The organism is Paenibacillus sp. FSL H7-0943 (assembly GCF_037963265.1).
In the GTDB taxonomy this organism is placed as follows: Bacteria; Bacillota; Bacilli; order Paenibacillales; family Paenibacillaceae; genus Paenibacillus_AQ; species Paenibacillus_AQ odorifer.
The window spans coordinates 3,443,258-3,465,019 of the sequence record NZ_CP150148.1; the positions used below are offsets into that span (position 1 = coordinate 3,443,258).

The following is a 21,762-nucleotide window of genomic DNA, read 5'->3' on the forward strand; positions in this document are numbered from 1 at the left end:
GCAGCCGTTTAAGGCTGCGTTTATTTGCGTGCGCGCGGAGCTTGTCTAACAACGTAAGCGCTTTAAAGAACCAATCAGAGCAATAGATAACCAATCACTGTTATATAGGCAGGGTTCCCGCTGCACCTTATGATAGAAATATCAAGGAGGGATGTAAATTGTACGCTAAGTTCTACAAGTACCGATGGCAATATTTAATGATTCTTCCGGGAGTGCTGTTGCTATTTCTGTTCAGCTATATTCCGATGGCAGGGATTCAGGTCGCCTTCCGCGACTTTCAGATTGGCACCTCGATCTGGAACAGCACATGGGTGGGATTAGACAACTTTTCTTTCCTGCAAGATCCCCAGTTTTTAACTGTCGTCAAAAATACGTTATATATATCTGTGCTTAAGTTCATCTTCGGATTCCCGGCACCGATTCTACTGGCACTGGTGATTAACGAGGTAACCCGGCCTGTATTTAAGCGATTCGTGCAATCGGTCAGCTATTTGCCACATTTTTTCTCATGGATTGTAGTCGCTTACATCCTGCAGTCTTTTCTGACTTTGGATGGTGGGCTGGTCAATCAGTTCATCGAGAAAGCAGGCGGTGATCCTGTGTTTTTTCTAGGTTCCACGGAGTGGTTCCGGCCCATGGTTATATTAAGCGGCTTGTGGAAAGAGACCGGCTGGAACACGATTCTCTATTTGGCTGCGATCACAACGATTGATCCGCAATTGTATGAATCCGCCAAAGTAGAGGGTGCAGGAAAGCTAGCCCAGATTCGGCATATCACCTTCCCGGGTATTCTACCGACAATATCGATTGTGCTAATTCTGAGTATCCCAAGCCTGATTTCAGTAGGGATGGATCAGATTTATCCGCTGATGAATTCTGCTAATCAAGGGGTCGCGGATGTACTGGATACGTATATCATCCGCAACGGATTGCAGCAGGGATATTTTGGGATGGCGACCGCAGTGGGATTGTTATCCTCAGTGATCAGTTTGATATTGGTTGTTTCGACTAATCAGTTATCCAGAAAAATAAATGGTGAAGGATTATGGTGATGGTATATGAAGCTCAGCAGAGGTGAAAAAATAGCTCAATACGTCATCGTCATAGTACTGGTCGGTCTGTGCTTGTCTGTACTATATCCATTCCTGTACATGCTGGCTATCTCACTGAATGACGGTGCAAGTGCGGCCAAAGGTGGCGTGTATCTATGGCCCAAGAATTTCACATTAATTAATTATGAGATTGTATTAGGAAATGAGATTATCCGCCAGTCTTATCTAATTACAATCGCTAGGACAGTCATTGGCACATTTGCAGGACTTATCGTCACACTTCTGGTGGCCTTTGGCTTGTCCTACCGCGGTCTTCCATTAAGAAGCACGATACTAGGCTATGTTCTTTTAACCATGTTATTCAGTGGAGGACTGGTTCCTTTCTATATTCAACTTAATAATCTCGGGCTTATCAACACGTTCTGGGTGTATATTTTCCCCGGGCTGTTCTCGGTCTGGAACATGTTTGTCATGCTGAAGTTTATACAGGGAATCCCTGAAGCTCTGGTAGAATCCGCTGAACTAGATGGAGCCGGTCCTGTTCGTACTCTGATTCAGATTATTATTCCACTCTCTCAACCTATGCTTGCCGCACTTGGATTGTTTACCGCAGTGGGACACTGGAATGACTGGTTCGCCGGTGCTTTCTTCGTCACGAAGCAGAACCTGATTCCGGTGCAGACCTTCCTGCAGCAATTGCTCGCTGCACAGGATTTATCCGCTGTCCTTGGCTCGAATACCAATCAAGAGGCTTTGGCGAGAAGCTCACAAATGCAGAACATTACACTGATGTCGATTAAGATGGCAGTCGTTATGGTGAGTGCAATCCCCATCCTGTGCGTGTATCCGTTCCTGCAGAAATATTTTGTGAAAGGAGTTCTTGTAGGGTCAGTAAAAGGTTGATTTTCAATAATAGAACAGGGGGAAAAATCAATGATATTCAAAAAAACGGGTCTAGCCGCTTTGGCTGCAGCAACCTTACTGATGTCTATTGCCGGATGCTCCGGATCAGGTGGGAATACTGCGAACAAGCCTGGAAGCGACAATGAAACGTCAAGTAACCAGCCCGCCAGTGGCTCGACTTCCTTTAATCTCTGGCTTGGATGGACGGCAACCATCAATAATGATAGTTTGGTCCAGAAATATTGGCGTGAACAGGAGCCTGGAGTAAATGTGAAGCTGGAAACCACTCAAGGCGACGCAATGACTGCACTTAATTTGAAGATAAACACAGGCGGCTTTGAAGATGCAGCTATCTTCAGCCGAAACGAAACGGTCAAAAGCGCGATGAACCGGTCGAAACAGCTTATGCCGCTAGAGCAGTATTTCGACATGCCTGACAAATATCCAGGACTGGCGTCTATTCCAAAGCAGTATCTGGAACTTATGAAGGATAATGAGGGCCATATCTGGTCCATTCCTACCTGGTTTGACCAAAACCCGGAAGATCCGTGGCCAGGCTGGGCATCTCAAGCCTGGATTGTCAGAAGTGATGTGCTGGAGAAAACAGGTATGACCAAAGAGGACTTAGCAACGTTAGAAGGAGTTGAGACCTTCCTTCGGAAAGCTGCAGAAGAGAAGGATGCTTCCGGCAAATCGCTTATTCCTCTATCATTCCTGATGGACACTAGTGATAATCTGGGCTGGAGCGATGAAAACGCGATTTTGACAGCATTCGGGGTGACTACAGCAGGTAATGGCGTTGACAAACGCGGCGATGATTTTGTATTCGCTTACGACGATCCCAATTATAAAGCAGCTTATCAATGGATGAACAAGATGTACCAGGAGAAGTTGATCGATCCAGAGGTCGTCACCAGCAAAAGAGAACAGTATACAGAAAAGAACAAATCGGGTCGTATTGCCTTCAATGTCGGCAGCTTCTGGAACATTCCTGCCTCAGCCTGGGAGACATTGGACGGCCCAACAGAGCCAGGGTGGTTTTACGAAGCGATCCCTTTTCCTAAAGTGGATGGTGTAGAGAAAGTCGGAATTAACCAGGTTACCAATCCGAATCCAGGCTATGATGTCTATGTTAGTGAAAAAACTAAAAATCTGGAAGCTATTCTGAAATTCTTCGATTATACCTTGCAGCCAAAACCCGAGCAGCAGCAGGTCATTAATGAAGGACCGGCGGGATTATACTGGGATTGGATTGATCAACCGTTGGGCAAATGGAAATTCACAGACGAAACCTACAAGACGAGCCGCAATTCCGGAGACACCGCACAAAAAGCTAAAGTCACCCCTGAGCTTTACATGACTGCCTCTTACAGCAATGAATGGTACCCATGGTGGAACACAGAGGATGCAGGAAAATCCGGAGCTGCTAAGACCATTAAGTTCACTGAAGCTATCGGCAAAATGGGAACGATCCGCGTGGCAGAGCCTTATGATCTATTCCAGATGAAACAGGGCGGCGCATGGGAGAAATATTCACCGGAGATCGAAAATATCCGCAAGGAATATCGAGCCAAGCTTTTAATGGCCAAAGACGAGGGGCAATTCGAAAAGAATTGGAGCGATTTCCAAGCAGCACTAGAGAAGCGTGGGCACTGGAGTGAAGTCAAGCAGGAGTGGCTGGATACGTACAAGGAGGAAGTAACAGCCTTGCAATAGACAACCGTGCCGCTCTTTCAGTCGCGGATCGTAAACGATAAAAAATTAATGGAGCACCTCTCACTTGGAGGGGGCTCCCTTTGCACTTCATGGGGGGAATCTATGATTAAACAACAAATAGAGAAATGGATCATCCGTATGACCCGTTCCATGAACCTGAGGAGTAAAATTGTATTATTCTACGGACTAATTGTATTTCTCCCCACCGTACTGCTGGCTGCAGGTGCAGGGTACATGATGCTTCATACGGTGAGGGCCAATTATATGCTTACGATCAGGGAAGCCGTTCGGCAAAGTGCGCAGAGTATTGAATTCAGGAAGCAAAGCTATGATCTGCTGGCTACCCGAACGGCTACGGATGGTGAGCTGATCTCTAGATTAGCCAGGGACTATGCGGATATCGATGAACAATTGGGTACGGTCAATTATGTGGACCGTTCCTTCCTGCTCACCAGTAAATACTTGCCAGGGATTGAGAATTTCCGAATCTATCATACCAACGATACACTAGTGCAAGATGGAGGGCTTCTGTGGAAGCCGGAAGAACGGAGCCTTTCGGGAATTCGAGAGCGGGATTGGTATACGAAAATGCTTCGCACAACAGACAATCTGGTATGGACTAATGCAGCTGACGACAGGACTAAGCTAGTGGTATCCCATAAAATTCTGAACGCGTATGGAGATGTTTACGGGATTGTGTACCTGTTACTGAACTATAACGGTGTCTTCATGGAATCGTTCGAACATCCTTTTGAAGGGGCCGGAGAATTGTATATCGTTGACGACAACGAACGCATTATTGCATCCTCGGAGCCCTCTGAAATTGGCAGCCGGTTATCCTCATCCTCCTTAGGTCAGTACTGGAACAACTCGTTGGAAACCTCAGCGACAAAAAGCGGGATGATGCTGATCACTCAGGAGATTAAGTCTGGCTGGACGGTTGCCGCACTTGTGCATCTTGACCGACTGGAGGAGCAGTCTACGCGGATTATGTACTATATCGGAGCAGGTATTGCTTTTTTCCTGCTGCTGTCCATCTTTCTAATCATGATTGTACTTAAAAATGTGATTTGGCGGATCCGCAAGCTGGGCACCAGGATGACAGATATCTCACAGGGCTATTTCGAAGTTACAGTGAGAAACCGTGACAACGATGAGCTGGGTGAGCTTGAGATATTGTTCAATTCCATGTCTGGCCGTTTGAGAAAACTGGTCGAAGAACATACAGAGGCCATGCTCAAAGAGCGGGAGCAATCATTCAGGGCGTTGCAGGCACAGATTAACCCTCATTTCATCTATAATTCGCTAAGTCTGATCCGTTGGCGGGCATTAGATCAGCAGGACGAATTGCAAATCCGAACCATAGATGCGCTGACGACATTCTATCGGCTGGCACTCAATAACCGGGTTAATGTGACGCTGATCCGTGACGAAATTGAGCATCTTAAGGCGTATATCGAAATTCAGCAGCTGCGTTATCCCGGTCAGGTATCCGTAGATTGGCTGGTAGAGCCGGACGTTCTTGACCTGTACAGCATTAAGCTGATCCTACAGCCAACGGTCGAGAACTGTTATCTGCACGGGGGCATCACAACTAGAACTCATGCTTTTATACAAATTACGATCAAACGAGTGGAGAATACGGTGCAGTTTCAGATTTTTGATAATGGAAAAGGGATTGGCAGTGAGAAGCTGGAACAGATCCGTGCCGGCAGCTACACGGGTACGCAAAACGGATTCGGGATGAACAATATCCGTGAACGTCTTGCATTGTATTTTGGCACAGAGGGCCGCTTTGAGATTGAAAGTGTAGAAGACGAATGGACTTGTGTAACCATTGATATCCCTGTTTGCAAGGAAAGTCCTGAGATAAAAAAGGGGGATGGAGCTTAATGCGGGCATTAATTGTCGACGACGAGCCTATGCAGATTCAAGGGCTTCTTCGTCATATTGGCTGGAAAGCTCTGGGGTATGAGGAACCGTTAACTGCATTATCTGGTGAAGAAGCACTAACGATTCTAGGAGAAACTCCTGTGGATGTGCTGATCGCTGACGTCTCGATGCCAGGTATGACAGGGATCGAACTGCTCGCCAGATGCAGAGCGGATTATCCGACACTCCAGTCTTTACAGACTGTGATGATCAGTGGATATGACGAGTTTGAATTTGTACAGGAGGCTATACATCTGGGAGCTAAAGCTTACGTTCTGAAGCCCATCAAGACGGAAGAACTCGAAATGAAACTGGCTGTGTTCAGAGAAGTAGTTGAGAAGAAAAAACAGATTGAACAGGAAACCACTGTACTTAGGGAGAAAGTTACAGAGAGCTATGAGGTGCTGCAGGAACGTTTCGTCAAAGATATGGTCGAAGGCTGGATCCACAGTGATGAGCTGCTCGAATCCTGGCGGCGCCTGCTGGATCTGCCTAATGGGGAATGGCAGGCAACTTTATTCCTGTTTGGATATGACCGCAGGTTCCTAGATAATCCGCATGATGCCAAGGATCGGATCCTGCTTAGCGAAGGGCTATTGAACTGCGTTAAGACTGGTCTATCTGGTTTCTCCGGTACCTATATAGGGAAGACAGGAGCGGATGAACTGGCCGTCATTGTGCTGAACGCAACGCCATTGGTGCGGGCAAGACTTGAGAAGCAGCTTGCGTTTATCCAAGATATCCTAAGAGAGCAGTATAAAGCCTCCGTCTCGGTCGGAATCAGCAGAGAGTGTTTGTTCTGGACGGAAATACCATTGCTGTATAAGGAAGTAAGGCATATGATGACCGGTGCCAGGCTGGCCGGCTACGGACAAATCCTTTATTTCGACCGGAACTTGATGAATGAATATCATGATTTCAGGTTGCGTGAAGAATACATTCCGGAAATCGTTAAGCTACTGGACAGAGGAGAGAGCGATAAAGCTTCCGCTTATTTCAATCATGCTTTCGAAGTGTTACTTGCGCGAGAGCCTGTATCCTTTTCCTATGTGCAGGCTTTCGGAATGGGTTTGCTTAGCGAACTAGCCAGAAAACTGAAGCGTATACATGAGAAGGATTCAGAGATGAACATCCTCATGTGGCAGCGGTTGATCGACTGTACAGGCGTAGATGAAGTCAGGAAGGTCGTACTGGAATATTTGGCGCAATATGCTAAGCTTAATCAAAGAGAGCAGGTCGCTCAGCAGCATAACCTTATCCAGCGGGTCGCCCGCCAACTGGAGGAGCATCTGCATGAGAACATGACTGTAAAGCAGCTTGCTGAGCAGTTTCACTTGAATCACAGCTATTTAAGTGTGCTCTTCAAAAAAGAAATGGGCCGCACGATTTCCGACTTCGTGCAGGAAGCGCGTATGAACAAAGCCAAGGAACTGCTTCGTGACCCCAATATTAAGGTCTACGAGGTTGCCGAACAGGTGGGCTTTCAAACCGCGGCTTATTTTGCCTTCCTTTTTAAGAAAACAACCGGCACTACACCTCAGGAGTTCAGAGATTATCATTATTAGGAGTGATATTTTGCAGACAAAGATCAGCCTGGAAGGCGAATGGAAGTTGCAATTGGATGAGGGAAATCAAGGACTGGCATTGCCTTTTACAGATGTTATCACACTGCCGGGAACAACGTCCTACGCACGCAAAGGTTCGAAGAACGAGGATGTTTTAGTAAGCGCATTAACGGATGAGTATTTGTTTGAAGGGCAAGTCTGGTATTCAAAAGAGGTCGTCATTCCGGAAGAACTAGCCGGCAAAGTCTGCTTCCTATATTTGGAACGCACGAGGCTGACGACTCTATGGCTGGACAATCAGGAAATAGGCAGCCGTAACAGTCTAAATACCCCACATATATATGAGTTGCCGCAGCTTCAACCTGGGAATCATACGCTCACCATCCGCGTGGACAATACTGGTTACCCAACCAAAGGTGGACATTTAACGTCGCAGGATACCCAAACCAACTGGAACGGGATTACCGGACGTATGGAGCTTCAGTTCTATGGTGAGTCACGGCTCAGCGGCATCCGGCTCGATCCGGATCTCTCAGCCCGCTCAGTCCGAATCACGGCAACCTTGGACAGCAGGAATGAATCTATACTTACAGTGTCTGCTCAGAGCTTCAACAGCGACAATACACATGCTGTGGACGAGCGGGAGTACCCAGTCTCACCGGGTAGTTTTTCCGTCAACTATGAGCTAGGTCAAGACGCGCTGCTCTGGAGTGAAGGCGCTCCCAATCTTTATAACATAAACCTTGTTTTGAAAGACAGCGATGGATATATAACGGACCGACAGGAGCTCGTTTTTGGATTGAAGGAATTCCGGGCAGAGGGCGATAAGTTTACAATCAACGGACAAAAAACCTTCCTCCGCGGCAAACATGACGGCCTAATCTTCCCGCTTACCGGTTATGCCCCGACTGACGTCGAGGAATGGGTAAGAATCCTGGGCATCTCCAAGTCTTACGGCATCAATCATTATCGCTTTCATACCTGCTGTCCGCCGGAAGCTGCTTTCACCGCAGCGGATATGCTCGGTATCTACATGCAACCAGAGCTTCCATTTTGGGGAACAATCACGGAAGAAACCGACGAGGGCCATAATCAGGCGGAGCAGGACTATCTGATCAGCGAAGGCTATGCCATTCTCCAGGCTTTTGGCAATCACCCCTCCTTCGTGATGATGTCGCTTGGCAACGAGCTATGGGGCAGCAAAGCTAAGATTGATTCCTTCCTAAAGGACTATAAAGCATTTGATAACCGAATTCTCTATACACAGGGGTCCAATAACCACCAATGGGTGCCAGAAATTTTGGAACATGACGATTTCTTCAGCGGCGTGCGCTTCTCCAGAGATCGGCTGTTCAGAGGCTCCTATGCGATGTGTGATGCTCCATTAGGTCATGTCCAGATTGATCTGCCAGGCACGATGAAAGACTATGACGATCAGATCGTCCCTCAGGATTTCTTCAACGGAGAGGGGATGGAAGCTGCCGCTGGCGGAGAGATCCAGATCCAGTATGGTACGGAGGCCAAGACGGTGAAGGCTGGAGACGCTTCCGCAGAATGGATACCGCACATTCCGGTAATCTCGCATGAGATCGGACAGTATGCTACCTATCCTAATTATGAGGAAATCGATAAATACAACGGTCCGCTCAAAGCTGAGAATTTCATAATTTTCCGTGAACGACTGGAAAGTAAAGGGCTGGGTCATTTGGCTGCCAAATATTTCGAATACTCGGGGCAACTGGCAGTAGCTTGCTACAAAGAGGAACTCGAGGCGGCATTCCGCTCCCGGCGGCTTGCGGGTTTCCAACTGCTTGATTTGCAGGATTTCAGTGGCCAGGGAACGGCGCTGGTGGGTGTCCTCGACGCCTTTATGGATTCCAAAGGAATGATAAGTGCTGAGGACTGGAGAACTTTTTGTAATGATGCCGTTCTGTTGGCGAGATTTCCCAAGTATAACTATGTCTCTGGTGAAACGTTCGATGCCCATGTCGAACTGAGCTGTTTCCGCAGTGGTATGCCGAGTACATTTGAACTGCATTGGGAGCTTACCGAGGATTACGGTATACTCGCCTCAGGTTCAACCGAGGTGGACGTACCTGCAGGAACGAATTATATCGATATCTGCGATCTGGCAATAAAACTACCTGTAGTTGAACGGATGAGTACTATCGTATTATCCCTCTCCATACAGGGAACAGATATCCGTAAGAGCTACGACCTGTGGATTTATCCAGTGAAGAGTGGCAACATGCTGGAGGGTGTCCATGTCTTCGACAAGCTATCTGATAATGCGCTTGCATTGCTGGAGCAAGGTGAGAATGTGCTGCTTATGCCGAACCCGGAATCTCTCCAAAATGCTGTTGAAGGTTATTACTGCACAGATTTCTGGTGTTATCCAATGTTCCGCTCGATCTCAGAGAGCATGAACCGGCCAGTACCCATTGGTACTATGGGGCTGTTGATTGATAACAAGCACCCGGTGCTTCGTGAGTTCCCGAGCGAGGAATATTCTACCTATCCTTGGTGGAGTATTGTTGAGAATTCGAAATCGCTCATCATGGATGCAGCTGACCGCGATTGGAATCCCGTTGTGCAGACTATCGATAATTTTGAACGCAATCATAAGCTGAGTTTCCTAGTGGAATGCAGTGTAGGAGCAGGCAACCTGCTGATATGCGCATTGGATGCTGTTAAGGTTAGCGATACGCCGGAAGGTAGACAGTTCTTATCCAGCCTTGCGGGTTATATGAAATCAGACGATTTCAAACCACAGTACAAGGCCAATGTTGCGGAGCTTCTAGAGCTGATCCAATAGGCAGAGGCAGGCGATTACTGAGCTACTTATCGCATTTTATATGGATGAACAGTCCAAGGGCGCTATACTAAAAACTACTTTTTTATTGAGTAAGACAGAAGGTTTCATCGTAAAAAACTCTAGAGCAGCGTTTCTCATAATAAAGAGAGATTCGCTGCTCTTAGTTTTTTGCTGCTTTTAGTTTATTGGTAGCCGCCAGCTTCAACTGTGTCATCGTTATCTGAGTCTCTGAGGGTTTCGGACCCAGATGACACTATTTGCTAATTTTCAGCCTTTTGAACAACATTTCGGACTCCAGTGACGCTATTGCTTAAAAAGAGGTCCATATGTGTTGTATTTCATACAGATAGTGGCTATGGGGACCGTTAGCCCACCAAAAGTACAATAATACTGCTTTTAGCGTCATCTATGTCCGATAGGTGGTGCTACATTGTTGCAATAGTTCTTAAAACTTCTATCGAACAAAAAGTAAAGGAGTTCACCAAGCCGCCTTTCGCGGCTGAAGGGAACTCCATTTTTCGCGTTCGACGTATTACACGTATTGGTAAAGCACGGGAGTCAGAGGCTCCGAAACAAAACAAGCCTTAAAAAGTCACCTCTATAGATGATTGCTTATAACCCTCACTCCAGCCTAGAGGGGTTGTTTGTGTTTATCAGCAACTGAGCAGTTTTACAAACGATTTCACAGGGTTGGAGACCTTTGAAAACATTAACCCGGTGCTATCATTGGTAATGAAGCTGCACACCTAAAGTTGTAAGCGCATTAACGAATGGCGCCAGAGCCGCTCATCGTCAGGAACAGCGCCAAATTTAGCAGGGTTTGGGGGAACGGGAGAAGACATGAATGAAATTCTATTGAACGATTTGAAGTGGGAAGTCAAAGGGTATTGGCCTTGGGTTCCGCTAAAGGGCACGAGTATGGAGCTGGGACAGGAATTGATGGGGGTTACGGACTGGATGCCTGCCACTGTGCCGGGTGGAGTTCACTATGATCTCTTCAGACAGGGCTGGATTACCAACCCTTATCAAGAGTTAAATAGCCTGAGTTGTGAATGGGTGGAGAACCGCTGGTGGGTTTACCGTACGACCTTGAAGCAGCCTGAGCTGAGAGCAGCCAGAGTTGAACTGGTCTTTCAGGGACTGGACTATGAAGCCTCGGTATACGCTGATCATTTACTGCTGGGTGAACATAAAGGTATGTTCGAGCCGGCTGTATTTGATGTTACAGACCTGCTCTCCGGGCGGGAAAGCCTTGAAATTTCAGTGCTGTTGAAGCAGGCGCCAGATGAAATGGGGCAAATCGGCAAAACCTCGGCTACCTTCACGCAGAAGAGCCGTTTTAATTATAAATGGGATTTCTCTACCCGGTTGGTCAATGTCGGAATCTGGGATGATGTGGTATTGAGGGTACATCAACAGTGCTCTTGGGATGATGTGTCGATCACTACAGATGCGGAGTTTGGCGAGAACGATAGAAATCAGATCTCGTCTGGTCGAATTACCATTCAAGCAGGAATCAAGCGAATGGCTGGCTCTGAAGATGATGGGACACTGACAGCGTGCATCACCTGTGCTGATCCGGAGGGGAATCCGCTGCTGGTTCAATCGCGACTAGTTCGAGCTGGAGAGCTTCTGAACGCGGAGCTGGAAATACCCGAACCTGAGCTATGGTACCCAAACGGTTATGGAAAGCAGCCACTGTACAATCTTGAACTAAAGCTACTGGATGAAGCTGGAACGGAGTTGGATACCCAGAGCTTTCAAACGGGCATTCGCAAGCTCGATTATATCCACAATGTAGACAGTCCAGACAACGCCCTACCATATACAGTGGTGATTAACGGAAGCAAGATCTATATGAAAGGGGTAAATATGACCCCTCTGGACCATCTCTACGGGAATGTAACGGTTGAACAATATCAAAAGATGATTCGTCTGATGAAAGCAGCTCATATTAATCTCGTTCGGGTATGGGGCGGTGGAATCATTGAGAAAAAGGCTTTTTACGACTTATGTGATGTGAACGGCATTATGGTCTGGCAGGAGTTCATTCAGTCCAGTTCAGGTATTGACAATATCCCTTCGAAGCAGCCGGAGTTTCTGGAGCTGCTTCACAAGACTGCCTGCACAGCGCTCTGTGACAAACGCAATCATGTATCGCTAACGGTATGGAGCGGCGGCAATGAATTAATGAGTGAGACAAATAAGCCTTCCGACAGCAGCGATTCCAATCTGGCGATGTTGAAAGAACTGGTAGAACAGTATGATCCGCAGCGACTCTTCCTACCGACCTCAGCATCCGGCCCGGTAGAATATATTACGGATGCAAAAGGTCAGGGGCATGATGTACACGGTTACTGGAAGTATATGGGAAATCCTTATCACTACGAGTTATATGGCAGCAACGATAATCTGCTGCACAGCGAATTTGGGGTGGACGGTCTGAGTTCTCTCAAAAGTCTGGAGAAATTTCTGAGTGAGACCAACCGGCGACCGGTTTCTATGGAGAACAACGCGATATGGAGACATCACGGGGAGTGGTGGGATACGCTGAGCCGTGAAGAAGAAATGTTCGGCAGCATGACAGATTTGGAGCAGTTCTCTGCCTGCAGCCAGTGGATACAGGCGGAAGGAATCCGGTTCGTGCTGGAGGCTAACCGCCGCCGTAAGTTCCGAAACAGCGGCAGCATTGTCTGGCAATTCAACGAGCCGTGGCCGAATGTGTCCTGCACTAACCTTGTCGATTATTACGGTGAAACGAAGATGGCCTACCATTGGGTGAAATCTGCCTTCCGTCCGCTACATGTTTCGCTGGACTACCGCAGTCTACTGCTTACACCAAGCACCGGATTTCAGGGAGATGTATACGTGCATGGAGGAAATGGACACAGGGTAGAAGTCGACGCGGAAGTCTTCGATGCAGTCGGACGGTGCATCTATCAGCAATCATTTGAGGCAGAGGGAAACAAAGATCAGGCTGTCGGCGCTGGGGTGCTGAATTTCAACGTGCCAGAGCATGAGGATGCTTTATATTTCGTCAGATTGTCCTACCAGGACGGCGATGAAGCACCACAGCAGAATTTATATGTATTCTCTACCAATAAAAAGCATCCATATGCTCCCGCGCTTGCACTTATAGGAGGCAATCTTGAGGTGCGTCAGGAGAGTTTATGGCAGCCGACGGGTGCTCAGGAGAAGAGCCAGCAGGCCCGTTTTACAGTCCGAAATACCGGTAGTGAAGTTTTGCTGCATGTACATGCAGAGGAAAGGGGAGACCGCTACTGGATGGAAGCGGATGAGCAGTTCCATACCCTCTTTCCGGGTGAGACCAAAACAGTAACGGTTACTTGCACTCCTAAACTCTCAGGAGGATTCCTGTCTGGGGAAAATTATAGGATCACAGATGGCTTGCCAGAAATTAGATTCATGTCGTTCCTAACAGCACAGAGCAGAATGATACAGGTTGGAGGAGAAAAAAATCGTGAGTAAAACATTGTGTTTTGTACCGGAGGCATATGTTCCGCTAAGTCGGTTTATTCAAGCCGAGGGATCTACACCTGTCGCTATACCTGTTAGCAGAGCAGTGGCTGATTACTTAAGGCTGCACAACGCTCCACTGCTGCTTGCTTGCTTGCGAGGCGGCGAAGTAGCTTATCAGAAAGCGAATTGGTCAACCCTCCATGAAGACACTGTTGAAGCTGAAGCAGCAGAAGAGATCTCCGAGAAAGAGGAGGGTGTATTTGTATTAGTCAGTCCTTTGCTGACCAATATGCTTCCTGTAGTGTCTCACTGGGATAATAGCGTTGCTGAGGGAAAAGGAGGCTTCCGTTATGGCGGAACAGATGGCATAGGGACATTGCGGATGGACGAAGCCGGGGAAAAGGTTGTTTCCGAGCATGCGCGGCTCTACAATAGCGACCCAGATAGCCCTTATGTATACAATACGGAAGATCATCAGCTTTTCGGAGGCAACGAGGGGAATAAGAATCTTAAAACTCCGCAATTCGAGCATTATATCGGTGACCGCTACAGTCTCTATGCTGTAGATGATCTAGTTGCAGTTTCCCTGAGCGACCGCATCCTTAAGACCTTCGGATTTCCGGTGGTTTTCCGCAATGCATCCACAGACAATGCTGCACTTTTAAGCAATGCGCCTGTATTTCAGCTCATCAGCGGCAGTCTGCTAGTTACAGAGAATGACCAGCATAGCCTTGCTTCCTATATTCTGCCGCCCTTTTGGAGCGCGGCAAATGTTAAGGGATATCCACTGTTGTTCAATGGTTATTATGATGCCAATGAGAATACCTTAAGCACGGTAGGTCCCTCATTTCTGGAAATCATCGGCAAGACTCTGGCCAGCACCGGCAAAGGCGTTGTCGGCATTCTGTGGAACGGAGGAGGATATATCGGCAGCCGTTCCTTGCAAGGCTCCATCTATGCTGGTATTGGGGCGGCAATTACCAGAGGTCAAGAAAGTTATGGCGGTGATGCAGAGCAGGTAGTGGCTGTAGGTGGTTCGCGCGGCGGCTTAACTGCGCTGCTGGCTGGAGGCAATCCGCTTTGCTTACCCTACCGGGTGCGCTACACACTGTGTTATGCACCGCCGTTGATTCTGAACGGGCTTACCCGTGAGTTTGCCGAAGGAGCTTGCCCACTGATCTGGCATGTGGCGGAAGTAGACACCGGTTACCGGGAAATCTGGAAGAAAGATTGGCAGCATCCACAGAACGGCAGCACGGGAATCGAGACTCTGCTACAGACTCTGACGGGAACTATTGACTCTGCAAGTCTAAAGGAAACGACCGGACTGGAATCCGAATTTTTTCTGGAGGGTCTTAAAGCGAGTGGCACAAAGCTGCTGATTAACCATGGCACGCATGATGCCTTTACCCTTAGCCGCTTCAGCTTTTCCTTCGCGGCTTTGGTTCGGAGTCACGGGATACCGCTTCGCCATGAGATCGGATACCGCTTCGGCCATAACAACTGCACGGATCTTTACGAGCAAGCTACTCTATGTCTAATAGCTCTGCTACAGGAACAGGAGCTCGAATTCACGGGCACGGTGCATTATCGCAGACGCAGTCCGGCTGCGGGAGAGTGGGAGCAGACCGAACGTTTTGTCCCAACTCATCAACCCGTTTTTCTGGAAGCACCTAAGTTCGTAGCGGTGGGTAGCCCTGTGGCTTGGACTCTTTATGGAGAGCCGGGAATGGAATACCGCCTGGATCTGGGAATCCTAGATCAGCAGGCTTGGGAACAGAAGCAGCAGGTAGTTCGAAATGAGCGCATCACACTGGCGTCCGGTGTATTGCCGAACAAACAGCATCCGCTTGAACTCTGCTCGTGGCAGGATGGCGTAAGCCAGCTCACTGACGGACAACATGCGGGCTTTTATCTTTATGAGCTGTCATACAGGCTCAAGGGTGAGCAGAAGTGGAGCGTAGTTTCTCCCTCCCGTGTGCCACAGCCCGGCGTAGAGCCTCAGTCGGTGCTTCGTATTTTGGAGGAGCAGCCCAATCCGGCGAGCGAAGCGTTTCGGGCGGAAGCGGCCGTCCTCTGCATCAGCGCAGGGTTAAGTGAGGCCTAAACGATTCACTATAACATGAACATAAGCGGTGTGCGGCCATTCCGGTGCGTGCACTGCTTTTTTTTGCCAACAAATAAGTAGCTTTACAAACGCTTTCGCAGGGTTACCGGATTTCGGCGCTCAGTAGGAAGCGCTATCATTTAGGTATAACAACTATACAACGCCTGACCGGATTAAAGCTTGATTCCGGGAGGAAGGAAGGACAGGAGCATGATTGGAAAAACCAGTGAACTAAATCCTTTAATGACAGAGAAAAAGAAAGGTTATCCTGTACGGCGTTTATTCAAAGATTGGTCATCCTGGATATTAATTGTACCCACACTGTTTGCCTTTTTCTTTTTTTCCTGGCAGCCGCTCGTGAAGGGCATTGTGCTCTCTTTTTTCAATACTGAGGGTTATAATGCCGTAAGTTTCGCCGGACTGCAGAATTACAAGGATGTTATACAGAACTCGACGTTTCAACAGACATTGACCAACTCTTTTGTGTATGTGTTCTGGTCACTACTGATCGGTTTTGCCGTACCCATTATTGTCGCTGTCGTGATTAATGAATTGAGACATGGGAAGTCATTTTTTCGCTTTTCGGTCTTTTTTCCGAGTATGGTTCCCGGCATTGCCGCTTCGATGTTATGGATGTTTTTGTTTGAGCCCGGAAAGGGTGGCGTGCTGAATATTATGCTGGGTGCCATGGGATTTCCGGTGCAGCAATGGCTTCAGGATCCGCAAATGACGATAATGCTGATTATCTTCACGATTACCTGGCGAAATTTCGGGGGAACAGTGCTGCTTTATCTGGCAAGTCTACAGAGTATTAATCATGATCTGTACGAAGCAGCCTCTATTGACGGTGCGAATGTATGGCGGAGATTCAAAAGTATCACCATTCCGCAAATCTCTAGCATGATCGGACTGATGATGATTTTGCAGATCAGCGGTGTATTCCAGATCTTCAATGAACCCCTAGTAATGACTGAGGGTGGACCGAACAATGCCTCAATGACCTTGATGCTGCAAAGCTATTATTATGCGTTCCGGAGTTTTGAAGCAGGCCATTCAATGGCGCTCGGGGTTATTACTTTTCTAGTCCTGATGGTGCTTACCATTATTTATTTCCGGCTGGATAAGAAATTGAACAGGGAGTAGAAGCTATGAAAACTAAAGAAGCATATGGCATTATCGGCAATATAGAATACAGATCACCTTGGGTGCGCCTGCTGTATTGGTGCATGTTCATTCTGATGATTGTGCTGGCCGCTGTCTGTATTTTGCCTCCGGTCTGGATTATGGTCTCAAGTCTGAAGGACATCAAAGAGTTTTATGCAATCCCGCCCACCCTGATCCCCCGCTCGTTCAATGTTGGCAAGCTATGGGAGACCTGGCAGGAGTTTAACTTCCTCAGTTATTATCTGAATACGGCTTATCTGGCCGCAGGTTCTGTACTGTTCTGCCTTACTTTTAACGGACTGGCCGGGTATTTCTTCTCCAAGCTGAAGCCGCGGGGCAGTGCCCTGCTGTTTGCACTGATCGTGTGGACCATGATGGTGCCGAATACAGTGGGCATGGTGCCGCTGTTTAAGAATCTGATTGATTTTCCGCTGTTGCACTTGAACCTGACCAATACTTACTGGCCGATGTGGTTTATGGCTGCTGTGAATCCGGTGGTAATTCTGATCTTCAAAAACTTTTTCGATACCATCCCACAAGCGCTGCTGGAAGCAGCCAAAATTGACGGAGCGAGCACCATCGGTATTTTTATTCGAGTCATTCTCCCGCTCAGCGGACCAGTTATGGCTACAATTACAATCCTTACGATGAACAGTGTCTGGCAGGACTTCTTCTGGCCCTTTATGGTGCTGAAGGATAAATCGACCTGGTCGGTCATTGTGGCTATTTACAATCTGAAGGCGACATTGCCGCAGGACATACAGTTTATTGCGTTGACGTTTGCGATTCTGCCGCCGATTATCCTGTTTATTTTTTTCCAAAAGTACATTATGAACGGGCAATCCTTCGGCGGCAGTATTAAAGGGTAACATCACCCGATCACAAACCATTTCACAGTTTTGCCCCGTAGGGTGCTGCAGAAGGTGCATGTTAAGATGATTTCAGATTCAAAAAGAAAGCGCTTTACATGTTGCGAAGAATGCTTTAACAATAAGACTAGGGGGAATTACATTGAAAAAAGGACACACCAAGAACCTGACAGCTGCACTGGCACTTACGCTGCTTTTTTCTGCCGGACTGGCTGGCTGCGGAGGCGGCTCCAATGAGAAGAATGCCGGAGGAAAGACGGAGACAGCGGGCAATCAACAGGTGACGATCAAGGTCAGTAACTGGCCAAAGCCGAATGAGGAAGCCAAAATCGCCCAGTATGAGCAGGTCATGGCGAAGATGAAAGCCAATTATCCGGAAATTATTGTGGACAAAGATGAATGGGGGTATGATGTCAGCTCATTCCTGCCAAAAGCGGCCAGCGGCCAGCTTCCGACGGTATACGAAACCTTTTTTACAGAAACAAGCAAAATCATCAAGGCAAATTACGCGGCTGACATAACGGATACGATGAAAAAATATGGCTACGACAAGGCGATCAATCCAGATCTGCTGAAAATGGTTACCAAGGACGACAAGTATTATGGGATTCCGAAGGACGGATACGTCATCGGTATGCTCTACAATATGAATCTTTTCAAGGAGGCTGGACTGCTGGACGACAAGGGGATTCCTAAATTTCCTAAAACATATGAAGAGCTAGCAGAAACTGCGCAGATTATTAAACAAAAGACCGGTAAAGCCGGAATGTTCTTGCCTACAAAAAGTGGTCAAGGCGGTTGGATGTTCATGAACATTGCCTGGGCATACGGAGCAGAATTTGAAAAACAGGTAGACGGGAAATGGCAGGCGGTGTTCAATTCGCCGGAAGCAGCAGCGGCCCTGCAATATGTGAAGGACTTAAAATGGAAATATGATGTACTGCCCGACAACAATCTGGTCGATGTTACGAACGATATGTTCCGCTTGTTCGGAACCGATCAGGTCGCTATGAGCTTCGGCACGAATGACTGGTCACCGGTCATCCAGCAACAGACTAAGATGTCCAAGGACAATGTGGCAATGTCCGCGCTTCCAGTAGGACCAATCGGGAAACCTGTAACCCTGCTCGGTGGCGGCCTATATATGTTCTCGCCTAATGTAACACCTGAGCAGATTGATGCCGGATTCAAATGGCTAAAAACCTACGGATTTACACCAGAGTCCTCTGAAGAGGCACTGACCGGTTGGGATATTGAGAAGAAGACACTGAGCGATCAAGGGCTGATCGTAGGGCCTTACGGGCTGCGGATTTGGACTGATGAGAAACGGATTGGAGAAGAACAAAAGATTCTCGACAAATACAACAACGTCAATCTGGATTTGTTCCGTGATTATATGGACAATGGCAGCAAAGGCATGCGGGCGGAAGAACCAGTCAACGCACAGGAATTGTACCAAAAGCTGGATATCGTACTGCAAACCGTACTGACGGACAAGAACGCAGATCCGCAACAGATCTTGGATAGGGCTGCCGAAGAATTCCAACGTGATTATCTCGATAAGGTTAAATAAAACGTAGACCAACGGCGACGTCGTCCTTCTGAAGGGCGGCGATGCCGTTTCTGCGTAGATTGCCTTAACTACTTAAATGAGATAAAGGAGATATGCATAACATGGCAGCAAAAGAATGGGGAGACTGGGGAGCACGCTGGATCTGGCCGCAGGAGGAGCAGGGATCAGCGGATAGGGAACAGCAGCACGAGCGTGCGTACTTTCGCAGAGTGTTCGAACTGCCAGCTGGTATCGGAAAGACCTGCACCCTGGATGTGGCCATTACCGCAGACAGCCGCTACAGGCTGTTCGTCAATGGGCAGCGTTTATGGGCCGGTCCTTGTAAAGGACATGGTCATATACAGTATTATGAAGAATTCAGTCTGGACAATGTTCTACAACCAGGTTTAAATGTGCTTGCTGTTATGGTCGTTCATTATGCAGGGACTACGCCCTTTGAACTGGGTGAAGACGGACCTTTGTCCGTCTGGCGCTCGCAAAAAGGCGGGCTGCTTGTGGAAGCGGCAGTTACACAAGGCGGGCAGCTAGTACAGGAGCTAAATACGGATAGCTCATGGAAAAGTATTAAGGATCGCAGCTATAAGCTCCAGCAGTTTCCGATCATACGCTGGATGGGTGGACTGGAAGAGGTGAAGGGTGACGAAGCGCTGCTGGATTGGACACTGCCCGAATATGATGACAGTGCCTGGCTTGCTACCGGAATTGTGCAACCGGTGCGGGATGAATATGGCCAATTAACCCCTTGGCAGCTGGCCCGGCGTCCGATTCCGCTGTTGTATGAGCGGAAGCAATTTTTTCTGAAGCTGATGCGCAGCAGTAGCGGGGTAGGGCAAGCCTTTTTTGAGGAAGGGCATAGTCTGGAGCTGCAAAATGGAGATGGCGGCGCTTCACCCAACGCAGCAGTGCCTTTCGCTGGAATAACATTAGAAGCAGGGCAACATTTCTGGTTGGAGTTGGATGCTGGCGAGCTAACCACAGGGTATTTGCAGCTTAGACTTCTTGGAGGCAAAGGTAGCCGGATTACCCTACTATGCGCTGAGTGTTATGAAGAAGAAACGGGGGATGATGAGATTCGCCGCAAAGCTGTCCGCGATAATACGAAGGAACATATATTAAGAGGCGGTTACGACAGCTATCACCCGGCAGGTTACGGCATCTCTGCGCGGATGGAAATCTACGAACCGTTCTGGTTCCGTACCTTCCGCTATGTACGGCTGGAAGTGCAGGCTGGTGTCGAGCCTCTAACGATTTCCAGCTTTAGCTATAGGGAGACCGGATATCCACTGCAGCCGGAAGGAAATTTTCACTGCTCCGATGAAAAATATAACCAACTATGGGAGCTCAGTGTACGAACACTTCAGCGCTGCATGCATGAGACCTACGAGGATACTCCGTATTATGAACAGCTGCAGTATACCATGGATACCAAACTGATGATGGAGTTTACGTACCTATTATCAGGGGACGACCGGTTAGCGCGGAGAGCTATGGAAGATTATAAGGCCTCTCAGCTACCAAACGGGATGCTGCAAAGTCGCTATCCCTCAGTGCTGCCGCAGGTCATTCCTTCCTTCTCCCTATATTGGATCGGAATGATTCATGACCACTACAGATCCTTCGGGGATATGGCCTTGGTGAATCAGTACCGGTTAGCGCTGTTATCTGTGCTGGACTGGTTCGATCAACATCTGACTCCGGAGGGTCTGGTGGACAGAACGCCCCGCCAATATTGGAATTACTTCGATTGGGTGGAGGAATGGCCGCTCGGCGCACCGGATTGTACGGATGATGCACCCGCAACCGTACTGAGCCTGATGTATGCGGCCGCGCTGGAGCAAGCGGCTGAATTGCTTGCAGCCAGCGGTTGGACACAGATTGCTGGTGAACTGCGTCAACGCAAAGCGGCGGTCAACGCTGCGGTAATGGATTGCTGCCGGCTAACGAACAGTCTGCTGTTCCGCGACAGTCCGGAGGCAACTGCGGGAACGCAGCATAGCCAGCACACGCAGGTCTGGGCGGTTTTGGCGGGCACAGTGGATGTTGTAGAAGGGGCGGCACTGCTGGAGTTAACGTTAACAGACACATCACTGGCTAAGCTTTCGTTGCCGATGAGCTACTATCTATTCCGCGCGCTAGAGAAATGCGGAATGTATGACCGCTCGTTCGGACTATGGACACGGTGGTTGAAGCAGTTGGAGCTTAATCTCACTAGACTTCCAGAAATAGATTCAACCGGCACCAGAAGTGACTGCCACGCATGGAGCGCACTGCCGATCACTGAGTTCACCAGAGGGATATTGGGTGTCCAACAAGGAATAGAGGGAATAACTATAAAGCCCCACTATGGAGAACTGCGGCAGGCCAGCGGAACCGTAAGTACAAGTATCGGCCCAATAAACATCAAATGGGAGATCCGTTCAGTAACAGGACAGGAGATCTTCCACATGAAAGCTTTTTGGCAAGCCGGATCGGCAATTACAATAATTCTGCCTAATCATGAAGTGCATGAGACAGATGAGGGTTCCTTTTACAAGGAGATCGACATTAGTCTTCTTAGCTGTTAGTCTGATTTCAGTTGATTTTGTT

The 21,762-nt window shown here is 48.2% G+C and carries 12 protein-coding genes; all 12 read left to right on the forward strand.

The window, feature by feature from the left end; translation table 11 throughout:
• Positions 1-158 precede the first annotated feature (158 nt).
• Positions 159-1,052 (forward strand): ABC transporter permease subunit, encoded by an 894-nt coding sequence (locus NSQ55_RS15105; RefSeq protein ID WP_081383282.1) that lies wholly within the window; start codon positions 159-161, stop codon positions 1,050-1,052.
• Between the two features lie 6 nt (positions 1,053-1,058).
• Complete coding sequence (locus NSQ55_RS15110; RefSeq protein WP_339174345.1) at positions 1,059-1,955, forward strand: carbohydrate ABC transporter permease; 897 nt, start codon at positions 1,059-1,061, stop codon at positions 1,953-1,955.
• Between the two features lie 30 nt (positions 1,956-1,985).
• The gene (locus NSQ55_RS15115; RefSeq protein ID WP_339174348.1) at positions 1,986-3,671 is read left to right on the forward strand and encodes a hypothetical protein; all 1,686 of its coding nucleotides are present in this window, start codon (positions 1,986-1,988) and stop codon (positions 3,669-3,671) included.
• Between the two features lie 102 nt (positions 3,672-3,773).
• On the forward strand, positions 3,774-5,564 hold the full coding sequence (locus NSQ55_RS15120) for a sensor histidine kinase (protein ID WP_339167759.1): 1,791 nt from the start codon (positions 3,774-3,776) through the stop codon (positions 5,562-5,564).
• Positions 5,564-7,168 (forward strand): helix-turn-helix domain-containing protein, encoded by a 1,605-nt coding sequence (locus NSQ55_RS15125; protein WP_076218968.1) that lies wholly within the window; start codon positions 5,564-5,566, stop codon positions 7,166-7,168. Before NSQ55_RS15120 ends, NSQ55_RS15125 begins: the two co-directional genes overlap by 1 nt.
• 10 nt (positions 7,169-7,178) lie before the next feature.
• Complete coding sequence (locus tag NSQ55_RS15130) at positions 7,179-9,983, forward strand: glycoside hydrolase family 2 TIM barrel-domain containing protein (protein WP_339167765.1); 2,805 nt, start codon at positions 7,179-7,181, stop codon at positions 9,981-9,983.
• An 840-nt stretch (positions 9,984-10,823) separates the two neighbouring features.
• Positions 10,824-13,472, forward strand: coding sequence for a glycoside hydrolase family 2 TIM barrel-domain containing protein (locus NSQ55_RS15135; protein WP_339167767.1), 2,649 nt, complete (start codon positions 10,824-10,826; stop codon positions 13,470-13,472).
• Positions 13,465-15,570: a hypothetical protein gene (locus tag NSQ55_RS15140; protein WP_339167769.1), complete on the forward strand. Its 2,106-nt coding sequence runs from the start codon at positions 13,465-13,467 to the stop codon at positions 15,568-15,570. Before NSQ55_RS15135 ends, NSQ55_RS15140 begins: the two co-directional genes overlap by 8 nt.
• A 210-nt stretch (positions 15,571-15,780) precedes the next feature.
• Complete coding sequence (locus NSQ55_RS15145) at positions 15,781-16,713, forward strand: sugar ABC transporter permease (RefSeq protein WP_339167771.1); 933 nt, start codon at positions 15,781-15,783, stop codon at positions 16,711-16,713.
• 5 nt (positions 16,714-16,718) lie between these two features.
• Positions 16,719-17,603, forward strand: a complete 885-nt coding sequence (locus NSQ55_RS15150) for a carbohydrate ABC transporter permease (protein WP_051490964.1) — start codon at positions 16,719-16,721, stop codon at positions 17,601-17,603.
• 142 nt (positions 17,604-17,745) lie between these two features.
• Positions 17,746-19,176 (forward strand): extracellular solute-binding protein, encoded by a 1,431-nt coding sequence (locus tag NSQ55_RS15155; protein WP_248548290.1) that lies wholly within the window; start codon positions 17,746-17,748, stop codon positions 19,174-19,176.
• 101 nt (positions 19,177-19,277) lie between these two features.
• On the forward strand, positions 19,278-21,740 hold the full coding sequence (locus tag NSQ55_RS15160; RefSeq protein ID WP_339167784.1) for a hypothetical protein: 2,463 nt from the start codon (positions 19,278-19,280) through the stop codon (positions 21,738-21,740).
• Positions 21,741-21,762 lie beyond the last annotated feature (22 nt).

Coding starts and splice junctions, on each gene's coding strand:
- NSQ55_RS15110 (WP_339174345.1), top strand. CDS start 1,059: ATGAAGCTCAGCAGAGGTGAAAAAATAGCTCAATACGTCATCGTCATA.
- NSQ55_RS15115 (WP_339174348.1), top strand. CDS start 1,986: ATGATATTCAAAAAAACGGGTCTAGCCGCTTTGGCTGCAGCAACCTTA.
- NSQ55_RS15120 (WP_339167759.1), top strand. CDS start 3,774: ATGATTAAACAACAAATAGAGAAATGGATCATCCGTATGACCCGTTCC.
- NSQ55_RS15125 (WP_076218968.1), top strand. CDS start 5,564: ATGCGGGCATTAATTGTCGACGACGAGCCTATGCAGATTCAAGGGCTT.
- NSQ55_RS15135 (WP_339167767.1), top strand. CDS start 10,824: ATGAATGAAATTCTATTGAACGATTTGAAGTGGGAAGTCAAAGGGTAT.
- NSQ55_RS15145 (WP_339167771.1), top strand. CDS start 15,781: ATGATTGGAAAAACCAGTGAACTAAATCCTTTAATGACAGAGAAAAAG.
- NSQ55_RS15150 (WP_051490964.1), top strand. CDS start 16,719: ATGAAAACTAAAGAAGCATATGGCATTATCGGCAATATAGAATACAGA.
- NSQ55_RS15160 (WP_339167784.1), top strand. CDS start 19,278: ATGGCAGCAAAAGAATGGGGAGACTGGGGAGCACGCTGGATCTGGCCG.